This is a genomic window from Microbacterium sp. ZXT2-5, from assembly GCF_055329545.1.
Window position 1 is genome coordinate 142,178 of sequence record NZ_JBUZWD010000001.1, and the last position, 18,715, is coordinate 160,892.

General features: G+C 73.6%; 15 protein-coding genes. 7 read left to right on the plus strand and 8 right to left on the minus strand.

Going from position 1 to position 18,715, the window contains the following annotated elements; genetic code table 11:
- Positions 1-331: 331 nt before the first annotated feature.
- The gene (locus ACZBH1_RS00670) at positions 332-2,275 is read left to right on the plus strand and encodes an anthranilate synthase family protein (RefSeq protein ID WP_463645192.1); all 1,944 of its coding nucleotides are present in this window, start codon (positions 332-334) and stop codon (positions 2,273-2,275) included.
- A 132-nt stretch (positions 2,276-2,407) separates the two neighbouring features.
- On the opposite strand, the gene ACZBH1_RS00675 is transcribed toward ACZBH1_RS00670, so the two are convergent.
- The gene (locus ACZBH1_RS00675) at positions 2,408-3,703 is read right to left on the minus strand and encodes a M50 family metallopeptidase (protein WP_463645193.1); all 1,296 of its coding nucleotides are present in this window, start codon (positions 3,701-3,703) and stop codon (positions 2,408-2,410) included.
- A 118-nt stretch (positions 3,704-3,821) separates the two neighbouring features.
- Here ACZBH1_RS00675 and ACZBH1_RS00680 point away from each other — a divergent pair, with 118 nt between their 5' ends.
- From ACZBH1_RS00680 to ACZBH1_RS00690, 3 genes are all read left to right on the plus strand, one after another.
- Complete coding sequence (locus ACZBH1_RS00680) at positions 3,822-4,397, plus strand: hypothetical protein (protein WP_452324909.1); 576 nt, start codon at positions 3,822-3,824, stop codon at positions 4,395-4,397.
- A gap of 116 nt (positions 4,398-4,513) precedes the next feature.
- Complete coding sequence (locus ACZBH1_RS00685; RefSeq protein ID WP_463645194.1) at positions 4,514-5,239, plus strand: DUF1775 domain-containing protein; 726 nt, start codon at positions 4,514-4,516, stop codon at positions 5,237-5,239.
- 113 nt (positions 5,240-5,352) lie between these two features.
- On the plus strand, positions 5,353-7,017 hold the full coding sequence (locus tag ACZBH1_RS00690) for a Mur ligase family protein (protein ID WP_463645195.1): 1,665 nt from the start codon (positions 5,353-5,355) through the stop codon (positions 7,015-7,017).
- A 67-nt stretch (positions 7,018-7,084) separates the two neighbouring features.
- Here the strand turns inward: ACZBH1_RS00690 and dxr are convergent, their stop codons facing one another.
- Positions 7,085-8,170 carry a 1-deoxy-D-xylulose-5-phosphate reductoisomerase gene (gene dxr / locus ACZBH1_RS00695; protein WP_463645196.1) on the minus strand — a complete coding sequence of 362 codons (1,086 nt, stop codon included), beginning with the start codon at positions 8,168-8,170 and terminating at the stop codon, positions 7,085-7,087.
- A gap of 37 nt (positions 8,171-8,207) precedes the next feature.
- On the minus strand, positions 8,208-9,179 hold the full coding sequence (locus ACZBH1_RS00700) for an FKBP-type peptidyl-prolyl cis-trans isomerase (protein WP_336398587.1): 972 nt from the start codon (positions 9,177-9,179) through the stop codon (positions 8,208-8,210).
- 75 nt (positions 9,180-9,254) lie between these two features.
- Between ACZBH1_RS00700 and ACZBH1_RS00705 the strand changes: the two genes are divergently transcribed.
- Positions 9,255-10,079, plus strand: coding sequence for a lysophospholipid acyltransferase family protein (locus ACZBH1_RS00705; RefSeq protein WP_378882783.1), 825 nt, complete (start codon positions 9,255-9,257; stop codon positions 10,077-10,079).
- A 38-nt stretch (positions 10,080-10,117) separates the two neighbouring features.
- On the opposite strand, the gene ACZBH1_RS00710 is transcribed toward ACZBH1_RS00705, so the two are convergent.
- Positions 10,118-10,597, minus strand: a complete 480-nt coding sequence (locus tag ACZBH1_RS00710) for an OsmC family protein (RefSeq protein WP_452324906.1) — start codon at positions 10,595-10,597, stop codon at positions 10,118-10,120.
- A gap of 52 nt (positions 10,598-10,649) precedes the next feature.
- Between ACZBH1_RS00710 and ACZBH1_RS00715 the strand changes: the two genes are divergently transcribed.
- Positions 10,650-11,639: an asparaginase gene (locus tag ACZBH1_RS00715; RefSeq protein WP_463645197.1), complete on the plus strand. Its 990-nt coding sequence runs from the start codon at positions 10,650-10,652 to the stop codon at positions 11,637-11,639.
- A gap of 56 nt (positions 11,640-11,695) precedes the next feature.
- Positions 11,696-12,811 carry an alanine dehydrogenase gene (ald, locus tag ACZBH1_RS00720; protein ID WP_378882777.1) on the plus strand — a complete coding sequence of 372 codons (1,116 nt, stop codon included), beginning with the start codon at positions 11,696-11,698 and terminating at the stop codon, positions 12,809-12,811.
- 88 nt (positions 12,812-12,899) lie between these two features.
- On the opposite strand, the gene ACZBH1_RS00725 is transcribed toward ald, so the two are convergent.
- The 4 genes from ACZBH1_RS00725 to ACZBH1_RS00740 form a co-directional block, all read right to left on the minus strand.
- Positions 12,900-15,767, minus strand: coding sequence for an FtsK/SpoIIIE domain-containing protein (locus tag ACZBH1_RS00725; protein WP_463645198.1), 2,868 nt, complete (start codon positions 15,765-15,767; stop codon positions 12,900-12,902).
- Between the two features lie 67 nt (positions 15,768-15,834).
- Entirely contained in the window at positions 15,835-16,647 is an 813-nt protein-coding gene (locus ACZBH1_RS00730) for a PP2C family protein-serine/threonine phosphatase (RefSeq protein WP_378882771.1), read from the minus strand.
- A 128-nt stretch (positions 16,648-16,775) separates the two neighbouring features.
- Positions 16,776-17,756, minus strand: coding sequence for an aldo/keto reductase (locus ACZBH1_RS00735; protein WP_378882768.1), 981 nt, complete (start codon positions 17,754-17,756; stop codon positions 16,776-16,778).
- An 88-nt stretch (positions 17,757-17,844) separates the two neighbouring features.
- Entirely contained in the window at positions 17,845-18,618 is a 774-nt protein-coding gene (locus tag ACZBH1_RS00740) for a large exoprotein (RefSeq protein ID WP_463645199.1), read from the minus strand.
- Positions 18,619-18,715: the final 97 nt, after the last annotated feature.

The window sequence follows — 18,715 nt, forward strand, 5'->3', positions numbered from 1 at the left end:
TCTGGATGCGATCGGCGATCGACGGGCGCGTTCGGTCGTGCGCCCGGGCCGGGTCGGGCCGGCGCTCGGTGATGGGGAGTCGGGTCAAGACGGGCCTCCGCGGCGCGAGGATGCGAGGAAACGGTCGGCCTCAGTATGGAGCGAAACGCGCCGCCCGTGGGCCGTCACGCCCAGATGAGCCGATCCCGGCTGTGATAGGTTCGGCGCATGTCCGCTCGCCTCTCCTGGTGGCTCACCGCATAGGCGGTGGGTTTCGAGCGACTCAGACCGCCCTCGGGGCGGTCTTCTTTTTCGTAAGGGATGCCTCCCCCCACGACGAAAGACCACAGCCATGACCGGGCCCGCCCACCCTTCGCTTCGCGAGATCGCCGAGCGCGGCATCCCCTTCGCCCTCATCGCACGCGACGGCACCGCCGTCGAGCTGCTCACCGGCGACGTGGTCGACGTCGAGCTGCTCGCCGACATCCCGCTCACCGACGCCTCCGGGGCGCCGCGCGAGGTGCTCGCGCTGGTGCCGTTCCGGCAGGTCCGCGAGCGCGGCTTCGAGTGCCATGACGACGGCGCGCCGCTGCGCTGCCTGATCGTGGCCGAGCGCGTGGCGCTCCCTCGCGAGGAGGTCTTGGCACAGCTGCCGGCCGAGCCGGTCGCGCTCGAGGACGCCGGCTTCGACATCGCCGACGAGGAGTACGCCGACATCGTGCGCCGCGTGATCGCCGATGAGATCGGCCGGGGCGAGGGCGCGAACTTCGTGATCCGCCGCGACTTCACCGCGGGCGTCGGGTCGGATGCCGCCACCGCCGCGCTCACGTGGTTCCGAGCGCTCCTCGAGCACGAGCGGGGCGCGTACTGGACGTTCGCCGTCGTCACCCCGGGGCACGTCGCCGTCGGGGCGAGCCCCGAGGCGCACGTCAGCGCGCGCGACGGCGTGGTGACCATGAACCCCATCTCGGGCACGTTCCGCCACCCTGCCGGCGGCGCCACCCCCGAGACGCTCGCCGAGTTCCTGCGCTCCACGAAGGAGACCGAGGAGCTGTTCATGGTGGTCGACGAGGAGCTGAAGATGATGAGCGCCGTCTGCTCCGACGGCGGCCGCATCACCGGGCCGCATCTCAAGGAGATGTCGCGGCTCACCCACACCGAGTACGTGCTGCGGGGCCGCAGCAGGCTCGACCCCCGTGACATCCTGCGCGAGACGATGTTCGCGCCGACGGTGACGGGGTCACCGATGCAGAACGCCTGCACGGTGATCAAGCGCCACGAGACGACGCCCCGCGGATACTACTCGGGCGTGGCGGCGCTCTTCACGCCGCGGCTCACCCTCGCCGCCGGCGAGGCGACCCACGACCTCGACGCTCCGATCCTCATCCGCACGGCCTACCTCCAGGACGGCCGCCTGCGCGTCCCGGTCGGCGCCACCCTCGTGCGCCACTCCGACCCGTACGGCGAGGTCGGCGAGACCCACGGCAAGGCGGCCGGCGTGCTCGGCGCGATCGGTGCCGTCCCGCGCGACGCCGCCGCCGAGGCGGCGATCGTGCCGGTGCCCGACGGCGACGTCATCGACGAGGACGCTCCCGCTCCGGCACCGCGCCGGCTCGCCGACGACCCGGCGATCGCCGAGCTGCTCGCGTCGCGCAACGCGCGGCTGGCCGAGTTCTGGCTGAACCCGCAGGGCTCCGACGAGGTCGGCCCGTTCACGGGACGCTCCGCCCTCGTGGTCGACGCCGAAGACCGCTTCACCACGATGCTCGCCCACCAGCTGCGGCACCTGGGGCTCGACGCCCGCATCGCGCCGTGGAGCGAGGTCACCGACGAGCAGGTCGACGCCGCGGAGCTGCTGGTCTCGGGGCCGGGACCCGGCGACCCCCGGGACGCCTCCAGCCCCCGCATCCGGCGGATGCGCGAGGTCGTGGCCCGGCGGCGGGAGACCGGCCGTCCGATCCTCGCGGTCTGCCTCAGCCACCAGATCCTCGCCGACTCGCTCGGGATCGACCTCGCGTCGCTGGACGCGCCGCACCAGGGGCTCCAGAAGTCGGTCGACGTGTTCGGCGTGCCCGCATCGATCGGGTTCTACAACACGTTCACCGCTCGGGTCCCCGCCGGGACGCAGCGCGTGGGCGAGGCCGAGGTCGCCGCCGACGCGACGGGCGACGTCTACGCCCTGCGCGGCCCCGGATTCGCGTCGGTGCAGGGCCACCTCGAGTCGATCCTGTCGCGCGACGGCATGACGACGCTCCGCCGGCTCGTCGAGCACGCCCTCACCCCCGTCGACGCCTGACGGCTGCCTTCCCCCTCGCACGTCTCCGGGTTCGGGGCGCGTCGTGAACGTCCGGGGCGCACCCCGCGCGCCCCGAGCGCACGCCGGGCGCCCCGAACCCGGAGAGGACGACGGATGCCGCGGCTCAGGTGATCAGAAGATCGAGACCGGGTTGACGATGTCGGCGAGGATCAGCACGCCGCCCATCGCGATGAGCCCGATCACGACGATGAACGTGACGGGCACGAGCTTGGTCGCGTCGACGGGCTTCGGCGGCGGACGGCGGAACAGCTTCGCCCAGACCCGCTTCAGCCCGTCCCACAGCGCCACGGCGATGTGCCCGCCGTCCAGCGGCAGCAGCGGGATGAGGTTGAAGACGAACAGCGCGATGTTGAGGGAGGCCAGCAGCGACAGGAAGCCGGCGACCCGGTTGAGGATCGGCGCCTCCGCGGCGGCGACCTCGCCCGACAGGCGCCCGGCCCCGACGATGCTGAGCGGTCCGTTCGGGTCGCGCTCCTGGCCCGTCACCAGGCTCACCCCGGTGTCCCAGACCTTGACCGGCAGCTGCCAGATGATGGCCGCGACCGCGCCGACGTTCTGCAGCGCCATCTGCGGACCGACCCAGATCGGCTGGCGCACGTACTCGACCACGGGTCCGACGCCGAGGAACCCCACCTCTTCCGTCGTCGTCGTGCCGTCGGCGGCCGTCGTCTCGGACTCGATGGTGGCGGGCGTGACGGTGAAGGATCGGTCGGCACCGTCGCGCTCGACGACGAACGTGAGCGCCTCGCCGGGCGACGAGCGGATGATCGCGGATGCCTCTGCGAAATCGGCGACCGGCTCGCCGTCGATGGACACGAGGGTGTCGCCGGGGAGGATGCCGGCCGTGGCGGCGGGAGCGGCGGGATCGGATGCCGTGCACTCGCTCGCGCTCGTGGCCGGCACGCACTCGGACAGACGGGCGACCGTGGTCGTCGCCGTCTGCACGCCGATGCCGGTGAGCAGGATCGCGAACAGCACGATCGCGAAGAGCAGGTTCATCACCGGCCCGCCGAGCATCACGACGACGCGCTTCCAGACCGGAAGCCGGTAGAACACCCGGGTGTCGTCGCCGGCGTGGAGCGTCTCGTCGTTGGCGTCGCGGGCGTCCTGGACCATCGTGGCGAAGAACCCGCCTCCAGCGCGCCCGGCGCGGCTCTCGGCCTGCGGAGACGGCGGGTACATGCCCGCCATCGAGATGTAGCCGCCGAGCGGGACCGCCTTGACGCCGTACTCGGTCTCACCCATGCGCCGCGACCACAGCGTCGGGCCGAACCCGATCATGTACTGCCCCACGCGGACGCCGAACTTCTTCGCGGGCCAGAGGTGGCCCAGCTCGTGCAGGGCGATCGACACCGCCAGGCCCACGACCATGAGCACGACGCCGATGACGAACGCGAGGACTTCCACACGCTCACGGTACCCGCGTCAGGCTTTGAGTTGGGTGTGACCGTCGACCGCCGCCGGGGCGCCGTGCGGGCGCGAGACGGGCCGTATCCGTCCCGTAGGCTCGACGCGAGGAGGAGCCGTGACCCCACGCCACGTCCGCGCGCTGCGCGGGACCGCGGGCGCGTGGGTCGCGACGATCGTCGCCGCAGCCGCTCATACGCTCGGCGGCGGCGGAGCTCCGCCCGTCGCGCTGGTGGCGGCCACTGGGGTGCTGGCCGCCCCGTTCGCCGTGGCGATAGCGGGGCGGCGCCTGGCGATGTGGCGCGTGGCAGCCACGGTGCTCGCCGCCCAGGCGCTCTTCCACGTCTCGTTCGCCGTCACCGCCGGCACCGATCCGGCCGCGCTCCACGGACACCATGTCGCGCACCTCGGCGCCGACCTCAGCGCCCTCGTCCTCCCGGACGCCCCCATGCTGGTCGCCCATGCGATCGCGGGCGCCGTCACCGTGGCCGTGCTTCACGGCGGTGAGCGGATGCTGCGGGCCCTGGGCCGCGGCATCCGCTCGGTGCTCTCGCGCGCCCGCGCCATCGCCCCGCGCGCGCCGATGCCCGCCCGGATCGGCGTCGTCGTCTCGCGGCCTCGCCTCACGGCCGCCGTCGTACTGTCGGACGTCTCGCGGCGCGGCCCACCCGCTCTCGTCACCGCGGCGCGCTGAGCGCCGCACGTCACCCGGACACGCGCCCGCGTGGACCGGTTCCTGTGCGTGCCCCTCCGAGCACGCGTCGATCGGCGCGCCCGACGACACGAGAGACGAAAGACGAAAGAAACGACATGGACAACACCTCCCGCCCTCCCCGCACCCGCACCCGCACCGCCGCCCTGGGCCTCGCGGCCGGCCTCGCCCTGGTCGTCGGGGCGCCGCTGGCGGCCGCAGCCCACGTGCACGTGTCCCCCGATGCCGCCCCTGCCGGCGGAACCCGGACCCTCGCGTTCTCGTTCAGCCACGGCTGCGACGGCTCTGCCACGACCGCGCTCTCGATCGGCATCCCCGACGGGGTCGCCAACGCCACGCCGATCGTGCAGGGCGGCTGGACCATCTCGCGCGAGCCGGGCGCCGACGGCGTGCCGACGCACGTCGTGTTCACGAGCGACAGCCCCGTCGAGGACGGGCTCAAGGCCGCCGTCTCGATGGACGTCCTGTTCGCCGAGGACGCCGCCGGCACGACGCTCGCCTTCCCGGTGACCCAGACGTGCGTGGTCGGCGAGACCGCGTGGTCGCAGCTGGCCGAGGACGGCGAGGACCCGCACGACCTCGACGCGCCCGCGCCGCTGGTGATGGTGACGGATGCCGCAGACGCCGGTGACGGACACACCTCGGGAACCGCGACCGCCGACGGCGACGGCGACGAGCACGTCGCGCATGAGACGGCGGCCGACGCGGATGCCGCGGCATCCGGCACCTCCGCCGACCCGGCCGCCCGCTGGCTGGCAGCCGGCGGACTGGCCGCGGGACTCGCCGCGCTCACCGTCGTGCTGGTGCGCCGCCGCCGGTCGTGACCGCGCCGGGCGCGTCCGCCGCAAGGCGGGCGCGCCCCCACCCCGCCCCCGCCTCGCGCCCGGGGTCGCGTGCGGAGGCCGGCCGCGGGGCGCCGTGCGAAGATGGATGCGCCATGCCGACCGACGCGCCCTCCAACCTGCCCCCGGTACTCCGCCCCGACGCGCCGCCGACCCATTCCCTCGCCGACCTCGCGGCGCTCCTGGGCACCGAGGTGCGCGGCGACGCCGACGGCGTGACGCTCACGGGCATCACCCTCGCGACGGCCGACCTCCGCCCCGGCGACGTGTTCGTCGCCGTGCAGGGCGTCAACCGTCACGGTGCCGAGTTCGCCGCGGCGGCCGCCGAGAGGGGCGCCGTCGCGGTCGTGACGGATGCCGCCGGCGCCGACGACGCCGCGTCGAGCGGCCTGCCCGTGATCGTGGTCGAGGACCCGCGTGCGCTGCTCGGCGAGCTGTCGGCGTGGGTGTACCGCACCGGCCGCGACGACCGGCTGCCGACGCTGTTCGGCACGACGGGCACCAACGGCAAGACGAGCGTGTCGCACCTGCTCGAGGGCATCCTCGGCCAGCTGGGCGTCACCACCGGCCTGTCGTCGACGGCCGAGCGTCACATCGCAGGACAGGTCGTCGTGTCGCGCCTGACCACCCCCGAGGCGTACGAGATGCACGCGCTCCTGGCGCTCATGCGCGAGCGCGGCGTCGAGGCCGTGGCCGTCGAGGTGAGCGCCCAGGCGCTGAGCCGGCGCCGCGTGGACGGGATCATGTTCGACGTCGCGGGCTTCACGAACCTCACCCACGATCACCTCGACGACTACGCCGACATGCGCGAGTACTTCGAGGCGAAGCTGCCGCTGTTCCGCCCCGACCGCGCGCGCCGCGCCGTCGTGTGCATCGACTCCGAGCCGGGCGCGGAGGTCGTCGCCCGCAGCGAGGTGCCGACGGTGACCGTCGGCACCCCGGACCTGGCGTCCGACGCGGCGACCGCGGCCGCCGCCGACTGGGTGGTCGAGATCCTCGACGAGCGCCCGGTGGGCACCGAGTTCCGCCTGACCGCGCGCGACGGGCGCACGCTGACGACGCTCGTCCCGGTGATCGGACGCCATATGGCCGCCAACGCCGGCCTCGCCATCGTGATGATCCTCGAGGGCGGCTACGCCTGGGAGCGTCTCGTCGCCGCTCTGGACGGCGGGCGCATCGAGGCCTATCTCCCCGGCCGCACCGAGCTCGTCTCGGGCGAGACGGGTCCGGCCGTCTACGTGGACTTCGGCCACTCCCCCGACGCGTTCGAGAAGACCCTCGCAGCGGTGCGGCGCGTGACGCCGGGCAAGGTCGTCATGCTCTTCGGCGCCGACGGCGACCGCGACGCCACCAAGCGCCATGACATGGGCCGCACCGGCGTCGAGGGCAGCGACATCCTCGTGATCACCGACCACCACCCCCGTCACGAGGACCCCGACTCGATCCGCGCCACCCTCATCGAGGGCGCGCGCCGCGCCCGCCCGGATGCAGAGATCCACGAGTACTCGCCCCCGGAGCGCGCGATCATCGAAGCCGTCGCGCTCGTCGGCGACCGGGACGCGATCCTGTGGGCCGGTCCCGGCCACCAGGACTACCGCGACATCCGCGGCGTCCGCACCCCGTACTCGGCGCGGGAGCTGGCCCGCCGAGCCCTCCGCGACGCCGGCTGGCCGGTGCCCGAGCCGCACTGGCCGGTGCCGTACCCGGACGCCGAGACGCCGGCATCCGATCCCCTCCGTCCGGCTTTCCCCACAGCCTGACCCCTCTCCCGCCCCACGGGGGGCGAGCGCACGACCCGGTGCGGCGGAGTGCCGGGCGGCGACAGGGTCAGGATGCCGCGGCGATCGCCTCGTCGGCGGTGCGGCGGGCCCACGCCTCGGCGTCGGAGAGCGAGTCGCGGGTGAGGGCGTCGGGGGCCTCGTGCGCGTCGACCACGCGCGCCACGGTGTCGACGATGGCCAGGAAGGCGAGCCGGCCCTCGTGGAAGGCGTCGACCGCCTGCTCGTTCGCGGCGTTGAAGACCGCCGGGTAGGTGCCGCCGGCGCGACCCACCTGCTTCGCGAGGCGGACGGCGGGGAAGGCGTCGTCGTCGAGCGGCTCGAACGTCCACGAGGCCGCCGCCGTCCAGTCCAGCGGGCGCCCGACCCCCGCGACGCGGTGGGGCCAGTCCAGACCGAGCGAGATGGGCAGCCTCATGTCGGGCGGGGATGCCTGGGCGATCGTGGAGCCGTCGATGAACTCGACCATGGAGTGGACGATCGACTGCGGGTGGACCACCACGTCGATCTGGGCGTACGGGATGCCGAACAGCAGATGCGCCTCGATGACCTCGAGGCCCTTGTTCACGAGCGTGGCCGAGTTCGTCGTCACGACGCGTCCCATGTCCCACGTGGGGTGGGCGAGTGCCTCCGCCGGCGTCACGCTCTCAAGGGACGCGCGGCTGCGACCTCGGAAAGGGCCGCCGGATGCCGTCAGCACGAGCCGACGCACCTCCTCGGGCTCGCCGCAGCGCAGCGCCTGCGCGATCGCGGAGTGCTCGGAGTCGACGGGGACGATCTGCCCCGGCCGGGCGAGGGCGGTGACGAGGTCGCCGCCGACGATGAGGGACTCCTTGTTGGCCAGAGCCAGGGTGCGTCCCGTCTCGAGCGCCGCGAGCGTGGGACCGAGGCCGACCGAGCCGGTGATGCCGTTGAGCACCACGTCCGCTTCCACGTCGCGGACGAGCTGCTCCGCCTCGGCGGCGCCCAGCGCGGTGTGCTCGACGTGGAACTCGTCGGCCTGGGCGGACAGAGCGGTCCTGTCGGAACCGGCTGCGAGACCGACCACCTCGAATCGCCGCGGGTTGGCCCGCACGACGTCGAGGGCCTGCGTGCCGATGGAGCCGGTCGAGCCGAGGATGAGGACGCGCCGCATCCGGCCAGCCTATCGACCGGCCGGACGCGGCCGGCGTCTACTGCTGGGCTGCGCGCTGGACGCCCAGGATGTCGATGACGAAAACCAAGGTCTCGCCGGTGAGGTCGGCGTCGTTGATCTCGCCCTCGCCGTAGCCGAAGGCCGGCGGGATGACCACGAGCACCTGCGAGCCGACGGCCTGACCCTCCAGCGCCTGCTGGAATCCCTCGACGACGCCGGTCGTCGCGAAGGCGGCAGGCTGTCCGCGCTCCCAGCTCGAGTCGAAGACCGTGCCGTCCGACCACTTCGCACCGCTGTACTGCACGAAGACGGTGTCGCCGGGCTCCACGACCGGGCCGTCGCCGGTCTTCAGCTCGTCCAGCTGCACCTCGGCGGGCGGCTCCGTGTCGGGGATGGTGACGGTCGGGGCGCCCTCTTCGGAGAACTCCACGGTCGGGAAGCCGTCGGCAGGCTCCTGCTCCTCGCCGCCGGCGGTCGTCGGAATGAGCTGGGTGGTCTCGGCGACGATCACCACAGGCGAGGCACCCTCGCCGAAGGCGCTGCCGGGAATGGACATCGCGACCGTCGACCCGAGCGGAGCGCATTCGAGAGCGGCGACGAACAGCGAGTAGTTCTGCGGGTCCAGGAGGATCGGGACCTCGCCGGAGTCGTCGGGCGACGAGTCGGAGGAGTCCTGCAGCAGCTCGCCGGTCGAGCCGTCGTACACCGAGTAGAAGCCACTGACGAGCTCGCCGGCCGCGAGGTCGTCGTCCGAGCCCTCGGTCACGATGGTGCGCTCGATGTCCTCGAAGGCCAGCGAGTCCGGCACGGTGGCGGCGAGGTCGGCGCCGGAGCCGGTGACCTCGATCGCGTCCGAGTCGGCTCCCGACTGCGCATCGAGGAGGCACGTGGAGTCGGCGCTCGACGACGGCGACGGGGTGGTGTCGGGATCCCCCGAGCCCGAGCAACCGGCGAGCACGAGTGCCGACAGCGCGGCGGCGGACAGGGCGGCGAGCGGACGAATGCGCACGGAGAGACCTCGAGTCGATGTAAGGGGAGCCTCCATCCTTTCGCATCTTTTCTCGGATCGCGCTGAGAACCGGTCATGCCGACGCCGGAATGCGACGGGGAGTACCCTCTACGGGTGACTTCCGACCTCGTACCAGGCACAGACGACAGGGCCGACGAGACGGCAGAAGCGCAGGACTCCGCACCGGGCGCCGTCCGGATGGGATCGACGTACGCGCTGGGCCGATCCATCATCACGCCGCTCGCCCGCCTCGCCTACCGCCCGCGTGTCGAGGGCAAGGGGAACGTCCCGAGGACCGGTCCGGTGATCTTCGCGAGCAACCACCTGTCGTTCATCGACTCCGTGGCGATCCCCGTCGCCGCCCCGCGGCCCGTGCACTTCCTCGCCAAGGCGAGCTACTTCGAGAAGCCGGCGTCCCGCTGGTTCTTCACCGCGATCGGCGCCATCCCGGTGCAGCGCGGTGCGGGGCAGGCCGCCCTGGACGCCCTCGACCAGCAGCGGGCCCTGCTCGAGGAGGGCAGCGCGGTCGCGCTGTACCCCGAGGGGACGCGCTCGCTCGACGGGCGCCTGTACAAGGGACGCACCGGCGTGGCCTTCCTCGCCCTGCAGACCGGAGCGCCCGTCGTGCCGGTGGGACTCATCGGGACCGACAAGGTGATGCCCGTCGGCGCGAAGAAGCCCTCGATGAAGCACCGCGTGACGGTGAGGTTCGGCGAGCCGCTCGACCTCTCGCACCACGGTCCCGCGTCGTCGGGGCGGGCGCGACGCCTCGCCACCGACGAGATCATGGCCGCCATCCACGCGCTCTCCGGTCAGGAGCTCGCCCACGCCTACAACGAGGTTCCGGCCCAGAACCCGATCGAGCGCATCCGCCAGGTCCTCCCCCACGAGCGGCGCTGACCCTTCGCCGGCCGGCCGGTTCGGGTCGGCGGGCCGGATCAGCCCGCGTCGGCGACGACCACGGTGGGCTCGTGCCGCACCGGGAAGTTGACCGAGTTCGCGATGAAGCACCACTCGTTCGCCTGTGCGTGCGCGGCGGTCGCGGCATCCGTCATCGCGGCGTCCGCGACGGTCACGCGCGGGCGGAGCACGACCTCGCGGAACGCGCCGCCGCCGCGCCCGTCCTCCACCATGAGACCGGATGCCTCGTCCTCGTAGCCGACGACCACGACGCCCGCCTTCACGCACGCGTGCAGGTACGACAGGAGGTGGCACTCGCTGAGAGCCGCGAGGAGCAGGTCCTCGGGGTTCCAGCGGGCAGGGTCGCCGCGGAACGGCTTGTCGGCGGAGGCGCCGATGGCCGGCTTGCCGTCGATCTCGAGCGTGACGGACCGGTCGTAGTCGCGGTACCCGGAGGTTCCGGTGCCTCGATCACCCGTCCAGGTGGTCCGGACGGAGTATCGATGCTCGCCCCACATGAGCACAGTCTGTCATGCAGGACCATCGCGGGCGCGACGGTAGGCTGGCGGGGTGCCGCAGACCTTCGCCGCAGCCGACGCCGTCGAGCTCGCCGTCGTCGATCGCAGCGGTTTCATCGAATCACGCCACGCCGGGATCGCCGTCGTCCTCCGCGCCGACGGCGCGATCGCCGAGAAGCTCGGCGATCCGTCGTCCCTCGTGCTGCCGCGATCGAGCCTGAAGCCGCTCCAGGCTCTCGCGTGCCTGTCGGCGGGCGCCCCGCTCGAGGGTGACCGGCTCGGCCTCGCCACGGCGAGCCACTCCGGAACGGACCGCCATGTCGCGGTGGTGCGTGAGATCCTCGCCGCCGCCGAGCTGAGCGAAGACGCCCTCGGCTGCCCTGCGGCGTGGCCCGGCGACACGGCCACGCGCGACGAGCTCGTGCGGGAGCTCGGCCGGCCGCAACGGGTGCGCATGAACTGCTCGGGCAAGCACGCCACGATGCTCCTCACGAGCGTCGTCAACGGGTGGGATCCCGAGGGGTATCTGTCGCCCGCCCACCCGGTGCAGCAGCTCATCCGCGACACGATCGAGCGGCTCATCGGCGAGAAGGCCGCAGCGGTCGCCGTCGACGGGTGCGGCGCCCCCGTGTACGCCATGACGCTGTTCGGGCTCGCGCGGGCGATCCACCGCATCGGCAACTCGTCGACCACCTCCCCGTTCGCCCTGCACCGCAGCGCCGGCGCGCTCGTCGAGGCCGTGCGCGCGGCGCCGTGGACGATCGACGGCCCCGGCCGCCCCGACACGATCGTGATCGAGCGACTCGGCGTCTTCGCGAAGGGTGGTGCGGAGGGCGTCATGGTCATGGTCGCCCCCGACGGCACCACCGTCGCGCTGAAGATGCTCGACGGCAGCGGCCGCGCCGCCACCGCGGTCGCGCTGCGGCTGCTCGAGCGGCACGGCGCACTCGCGTCGGCCGACGTCGCCGACGCGATGTCGAAGCTTCCGCTGACCGTCACCGGCGGCGGACAGGATGTCGGGGCCATCCGCCCCGCCTTCTAGAGGCGCTCCCACGAGGAGCCCGAGCGCTCCAACGGCGGAGCGGAAAGGATGACGCGATGAGGATCAGCGTCCCCACCGAGGTGAAGAACAACGAGTACCGGGTCGCCCTCACCCCCGCGGGCGTGCACGACCTGGTGGCGGCAGGCCATGAGGTCTTCGTGCAGCGCGGCGCGGGCGAGGGCTCGTCGATGCCCGACGCCGAGTACGAGGCCGCCGGCGCGGAGATGCTCGACGACGCCGCGGAGGTGTGGGCCCGCGCGGAGCTGCTGCTGAAGGTCAAGGAGCCGATCGCCGGTGAGTACGGCTACTTCCGCGACGACCTCGTGCTCTTCACGTACCTGCACCTGGCCGCCGACCGCCCGCTGACCGAGCGCCTCGTGGCCGACCGCGTCACGGCGATCGCCTACGAGACCGTGCAGCTTCCCGGCGGCGGGCTTCCCCTCCTCGCCCCGATGAGCGAGGTCGCCGGCCGGCTGGCTCCCATGGTCGGCGCCAACACGCTCATGCGCTCGGCGGGGGGCCTCGGCCTGCTGATGTCGGGGGTGCCCGGCACGCGTCCCGCGACCGTGACGGTGATCGGCGGCGGCGTCGCCGGCGCGAACGCCGCGGTGATCGCGGTCGGCATGGGTGCGGACGTCACCGTCTTCGACACCAACGTGCAGCGCCTGCGCTATCTCGACGACCACTTCCAGGGCCGGGTGAAGACCGCCGCCTCCAATCCCCTCGACCTGGACCGCGCGGTCGCTGCCTCGGATCTCGTCATCGGCTCGGTGCTGATCCCCGGCGCGAAGGCGCCCAAGCTCGTGACGAACGACATGGTCGCCCGCATGCGACCGGGTTCGGTACTGGTGGACATCGCGGTCGACCAGGGCGGCTGCTTCGAGGACACGCACCCGACCACCCACGCCGACCCGACCTTCCCGGTGCACGGCAGCATCTTCTACTGCGTGGCCAACATGCCCGGCGCCGTGCCGAACACCTCGACGTCCGCGCTCACCAACGCGACGCTCCCCTACATCCGCCAGATCGCCCGACGCGGCTGGACGGAGGCGCTGCGAGCGGATGCCGCCCTCGCGGCCGGTCTCAACACCCACGGCGGGCGGGTCGCCAACGCCGGCGTTGCGACCGCGCACGGCTTCGAGGTCGCACCCCTGGAGGGCGTGCTCGTCTGACGCGCCTGCGGGCGAAGGATCCCCGGGTCGCCGACGCGCCCGGGGATCGTGCGTGCGGGGATCGTGCGTGGCATCCGAGGCCGGCGGGCTACGCCCGGCGGGCGCCGGTCCATGGCGCGCTCTGACGGTTCGGCGGGACGTCTGCGGCGGGCAGCACGATGCGGACGGGATCCGCGCCCGCGACGATGAGCCACGCCCGCGCCCGCCCCGGCTCGCAGTACGGGGGCACGCCGCGGAAGCCGGCCAGCACGCGCAGCTCGGCGGCGCAGGACGTGTCGACCACCAGCTCGTGGTCTCCGCGGACGTCCGCGAGCAGTCGCCAGTGCCGCTGCCAGTCGTCCGGCTCCCCCGCCACCACGACGGGCCCGTCCGCCACGCGCGCGGGCGCGGCGGCATACTCCTCGAGGCCGAGGACCGTCACGCCGCGCTGCTCCCACGCGGCCAGCGCCCGGCGCCCGGCCGGCGACCTGCGGGCCACGAGACCTGTCAGCCGGCCCTCCGGCGTCCACGTCGCGTCGGCAGCGGCGGGCGTCACCGGCGCCGCCGGTGCGAGCGCCAGCTGCACCGGGCGCCCGTCGAGGCGTCCGCGGCCGGCCGGCGCGGAAGGGTCGTGGGCCGCGGGGTCGCCTCCCGCGGCGGCGTGGTCGATGCGCGTCGCATAGGGAAGCACGATGCGGCGCGGAAACAGCTCGGCGATCCTGGACACGGCGCCCGTCACGCGGTGGGCGCCGGCGACGACGAGCACACCGCTGTCGCCGGATCGCCGCACGAAGAGCTCCACCCGCTCGAGGACGGCCTGCGCATGCTCGGGAGGGAAGCGCAGCGCCACCGCGTCGAGGTCGTCCAGGAGCACGATCGTCCCCGGCGCCGGAGGCTCCTCGGACAGTCTGGCCACGGCATCCCACATCCCCTCCAGCCCCGCGGGCACGCGCTCGACGGCGCCCGGCGCCTGCGCCTGGATGAGGTCCAGCGCATTCGAGACGCCGGACCCCGGTCCGCCGAGTACGAGGATCGCCCGATCGCCGGCGGCCACCGTGACGACCGGCTGCCGCTGCCGGTCGGGCTCGTCGGCGATTCCGAGCAGCACCCCGCCGTGCGGCGCCGGATCCGCCGCAGCCCGGCTCGCGAGCTCGTCGAGCCCGACGACGCGAGGAAGCTCCGGCAGCCAGGGCCTGGACGGCGCGGTGGTGCCGCCCCGCAGCGACGCCGCCGCGACGTCCTGCGCACCCGACAGGGCGACCCGCACCGGCTGCGGAGCCGCGTCGCCGGCACGGCGCACGTACGCGGTGCCGCGCCTCTCCGCACCGCCGGGCAGCCTCGCCGCATCGTCGGTGCCGATCACGGCCCTGCTGTCGGCGGCGTCCGTCACGCGCAGGCTGATGCGCAGCGGGCAGTTGGCGAGCAGGTTGTCGCGGATCACCCCGGCGGCGCGCTGCGTGCCGAGGATGAGGTGGATCCCGAGCGCCCGGCCGCGCGCGGCGAGGTCGGCGAACAGACCGTGCAGCTCCGGCTGATCCGCGAGCAGCGCGGCGAACTCGTCGACGACGACGACCAGCCTCGGCAGGCGCACGCGCGGGTCGACGATGTCTCGCGCCCCTGCGGCGGCGATGGCCGCCTCGCGACGCCGGAGCTCGGCTCGCAGGCTCTCGATGGCGCGCCGCGCGCCCGAGCCGTCGAGGTCGGTGATCACGCCGGTGATGTGCGGAACGCCGGCGAGTCCGTCGAACGCCGTACCGCCCTTGAAATCGGCGAGGAGGAAGGTGACCTCGTCGGCGGACCGCGTCGCGCACAGCGCCAGGATCCACGTGATGAGCAGCTCGCTCTTGCCTGCTCCGGTGACGCCGGCGACGACGGCGTGGGGGCCGTCGGTGACGAGATCGACGACCGCCGCGTCGCCGGCCGTCACTCCGATGACCGCGGGCAGCCCGCCCCCGATCGCCTCGGGCGTCGCGGGGAGCAGCGGCGACAGTGCGATCGGGCCGTCGTCCTCGCGCGTCATCCCGAGCGTGGCCTCGGCGCGCGCGGTGAGATCGGCGGCGATCTCCTCGGCCTGCAGGCGGGAGACGGCCTCGACGGCGAGCGTGACGACCTCGCCGCCGTATTCGAGGCGCGCGGAGGCGGGCGCGGTCACGGTGATCACCGCCTGGCAGCGCGGTGGCGGCGGATCGCCCGGACGACACCGTGCAAGGACGATGTCGGCGTGGGCGGGCACGAGCTCGCCGGGGCCGACGATGGCCAGGCCCGATCCGGAGGCCGCGGCGCGGTGCGGCAGCGTCTCGGCCCACTCCATGCCGCGGCCGAGGGGGCCGACGATGCGCAGGTCACCGGGAGCGAGCGCAAGGCACAGCTGCAGGGCGAGCGCCCGCTGCACGGCGGCGCCGACCGTCTCGCCGCCGACGACGGCGACGCCGGCCTCGAGCGGCACGGTGATCGGCGCGCCGGCCACCCGCGCGGCGCGGCGGCGCAGCAGGGCGGCAGCCGGATCGCCGTCGCCGCCGCTCACGCGCACCGCGCTCGCGCGCTCCCCCTCCCCGACGACGAGCGAGGCGATCCGCCCCGAACGCCACACGTCGCCGGGTCGCCGCAGGAGACGCGCCGCATCCGGATGCCGGGACCACAGCTGGGCGCGCTCGGTCTCGTGGCGGGCGGCCACCGCCGAGGACACCGCCTCGCGTGCGCGTGCCGCTTCGGCGCTCGCGCGCCTGCCGTCGCGCCGCGCCGCGCGGCGGGCGTCGGCGACGGCCGCCCCGGCGATGAGCGGGCCGAGGAGGGCGAACCAGAGCGAGTACACCGAGCCGGTCACGAGCCACAGCACGACGGCGCCCACGACCGGGACGACGGCGGCGACGACGGGGAGCGGCGGTCGGGCGGGCGGCGCCCAGGCCGCAGGGAGGGTCAGCGGCTCATCGTCGATCGCGAGGGGAGCCTCGGTGGCCGGAGAAGCGGGCGCGCGCATGCGCCCAGTCCACAGCGGCGGGGCTCGCCCGGCGTGACGCCCGCGCGGATCTGTGGATGCGGCGGGGTCACTCCCCCGCTGTGGAGGAGTCCCCGTCGTCGGCGCCGCCTGCGGCCGGCCGGCCGACGTCGAGCACGACGATCGTGATGTTGTCGCGCCCGCCGTTCTCCAGCGCTGCGTCGAGCATGGCCATCACGGCGTCACCCGGATCGGGGTTCTCGTCGAGGAAGTGGCGGATGCCGTAGTCGGTGAGCTCCTTCGTCAGCCCATCCGAGCAGATCACGAACCGGTCGCCCTCCAGGACGTCCAGGCGCACGTAGTCCGGCGTCACGCCGTCGCTCGGGCCGACGGCACGCGTGATGACGTTGCCGTACGGGTGGTTCTCGGCCTCTTCGGGACTCAGACGGCCTGCCGCGACGAGCTCCTGCACCACCGAGTGGTCCGTCGTGATCTGCACGATGGCCCCGTCGCGCACGAGGTACACGCGGGAGTCGCCGATGTTGAGGGTCACCCAGTGCGGCGCGTCGCCCGACGTGTCGAGGAAGACACCCGTGACCGTGGTGCCCGTGCCGTCGTCCGTGGCCTCAGGGTGGGACGCGATGTCCTTCACCGCCCGCGCGAGCGCCTTCTCGATGGTCTTGGGCGTGACGTTGCCGCTGCCGGCGACCGCCCGGAGCCGCTCGATCGTGCTCGCACTGGCGATCTCGCCGCCGACGTGCCCGCCCATCCCGTCGGCGACGACGAACAGCGGGTACTCCGCGAACACGGCGTCCTGGTTCACCTCGCGGCGGCGGCCGGTGTCGGTGACGGCCGCCCAAGCGAGCTCCAGCGCACCGCCCGGAACCGGAACGGTGAGCGACTGGGTGGATACCTCGGGCACGCCGTGTCCTCTTCGTCGCTGCCGCGGAAGCCCGTCGCCTCCGCGTCATCACATACTAGTCGGTTACTCGCGGGGGTCCTCGGACGCGGCGAGCGCCGCTACAATGATCCGCGCGCCGGCCCGGCGGCTCAGGCGGTGGCGGCGGGAGGCGGAAAGATCCCGTCGATCGCCTCGAGGTCCGCCGCCGTCGGCGTCCAGGCCGTCGCCGCCTCGGCGTTCGCGCGCACCTGCTCCGGGCTGGTGGCACCCGCGATCACGCTCGAGAGCCCCGGCCGGGCCAGCAGCCAGCCGAACGTCGCCTGCAGCATCGTTATGCCCCGCTCGTCGCAGAACGCCTGGAAGGCCTCGAGCGCGTCCCACGGCGCGTCCCGGTAGAGGTGGGGCCGCTGCCGCATGATGCGGGAGTCGGCGGGCGCGGCATCCCTCGTGAACTTGCCCGTCAGCAGGCCGTTGTGCAGCGGGAAGTACGGCAGGAACCCGACGCCGTACCGCTCGACCGCCGGCAGCAGGTCGAGCTCCGCACCGCGCGCCAGCAGGCTGTAGTGGTTCTGGGCCGACACGAAGGGCACACTGTGGCGCATGAGCGCGGTGAAGTGCGCCTCGGCGACCTGCCACCCCGCGAAGTTCGAGTGACCGATGTAGCGCACCTTGCCCTCGCGCACGAGGTCGCCCAGCGCGTCGAGCGTCTCTTCGACGGGGGTGGCCGGGTCGGGCACGTGCAGCTGGTACAGGTCGATCCAGTCGGTCTGCAGCCGGGTGAGGGATGCCTCGACCGCGCGCCGCACGTACGAGCGCGAGCCCTTCGACCCGGTCGTCGGGTAGCCCATGTCGCGCGTCTGCCCGAACTTGGTCGCGAGCGTGACCCGATCGCGCCGCCCCTTCAGCGCCTCTCCCATCAGCGTCTCGGAGAGCCCCGGCTCGCGCCCGTACATGTCCGCGGTGTCGAGGAAGGTCACACCCGCGTCGATCGCGGCGTCGAGCACGGCGCGCGTGCCGTCGAGGGTCTCGGTCCGGGTCCCCTCGCGGCCGAAGTTGTTGCAGCCCAGTCCGACGGCGGAGACGAGGAGACCGGACGCGCCCATGCGGCGCAGCGGAACAGTGGAGGTCATTCCTCCACGTTAGCCGCGGGTCGGCGGCCCGCCGGAAGACGCGACAGCCCCTCGCCGGATCGGCGAGGGGCTGTCGGAGCGGTCGTCGCTACGGCTTCGCGGGAGCCGGCGGCTCCGGGGCCGGCGGCTCCGTGGCGGGAGGCTCCGCCGCGGGCGAGGTCGCCCCAGGCTCGGCGGCGGGCGGAGTGGCCGGCGCGGCCGGAGCTGCGGGCGGCGGCGCGTAGCCTGCCGGCGGTGCCGGCGGCGCCGCGGACGCGGTCGGCGCGGGCGGAGGTGCCGAGTACCCCGCGGGCGGCTCGTACGCCGCCGGGGCGGCGCCGTATCCGGGTGCTGTGGCGGGGTTCGCCGGGTAGCCGCCCGCCGGGGTCTGCGCGGGAACGCCGCTCCACACCGTCTTGTCGGCGAGGAAGCTCCCCGCCCAGGGCGCGGCCGGGATCGCGGTGTTCCAGCGCGAGCGGTCGAACGCGTTGATGCCCAGCCAGACGATCGCGAGGAAGAAGTACAGGATGAGCCAGACGGCTTCCTTCTGCAGCTTCAGCCCCACGCGCCACGCGGCGAGGAGCGTGTACAGGAAGGCGGCGAGGCCGATGAGCGAGCCGAGCACCGGCACCCAGCCGAGCACGATCCCGCCGCCCCACAGGATCAGCAGCCACCACGGGTTGAGGTCGCCGAGCTTGACGAAGATCAGGGTGTTGTAGACGGGCACCCAGGCGCGCCAGCGCCCCTGCACCCCTGCCTTGTCGAAGATCTTCATGAGGAACCAGGAGCCGATGACGTAGCCGGCAATGGCGATCAGGAAGAGGAAGGGGGCGATGATGAGCCAGGCGAGGAGCGCCCCGGCGCCGCCGTCGTTGTAGTCCATGGTGGAGCGACCTCCGAGAGAGTCGATTCGGGTCGCATCGCGACGCGACGCGACCGCGGAGCCCCTGCTCCGCTGGACACATGCTATCGACGCTCTC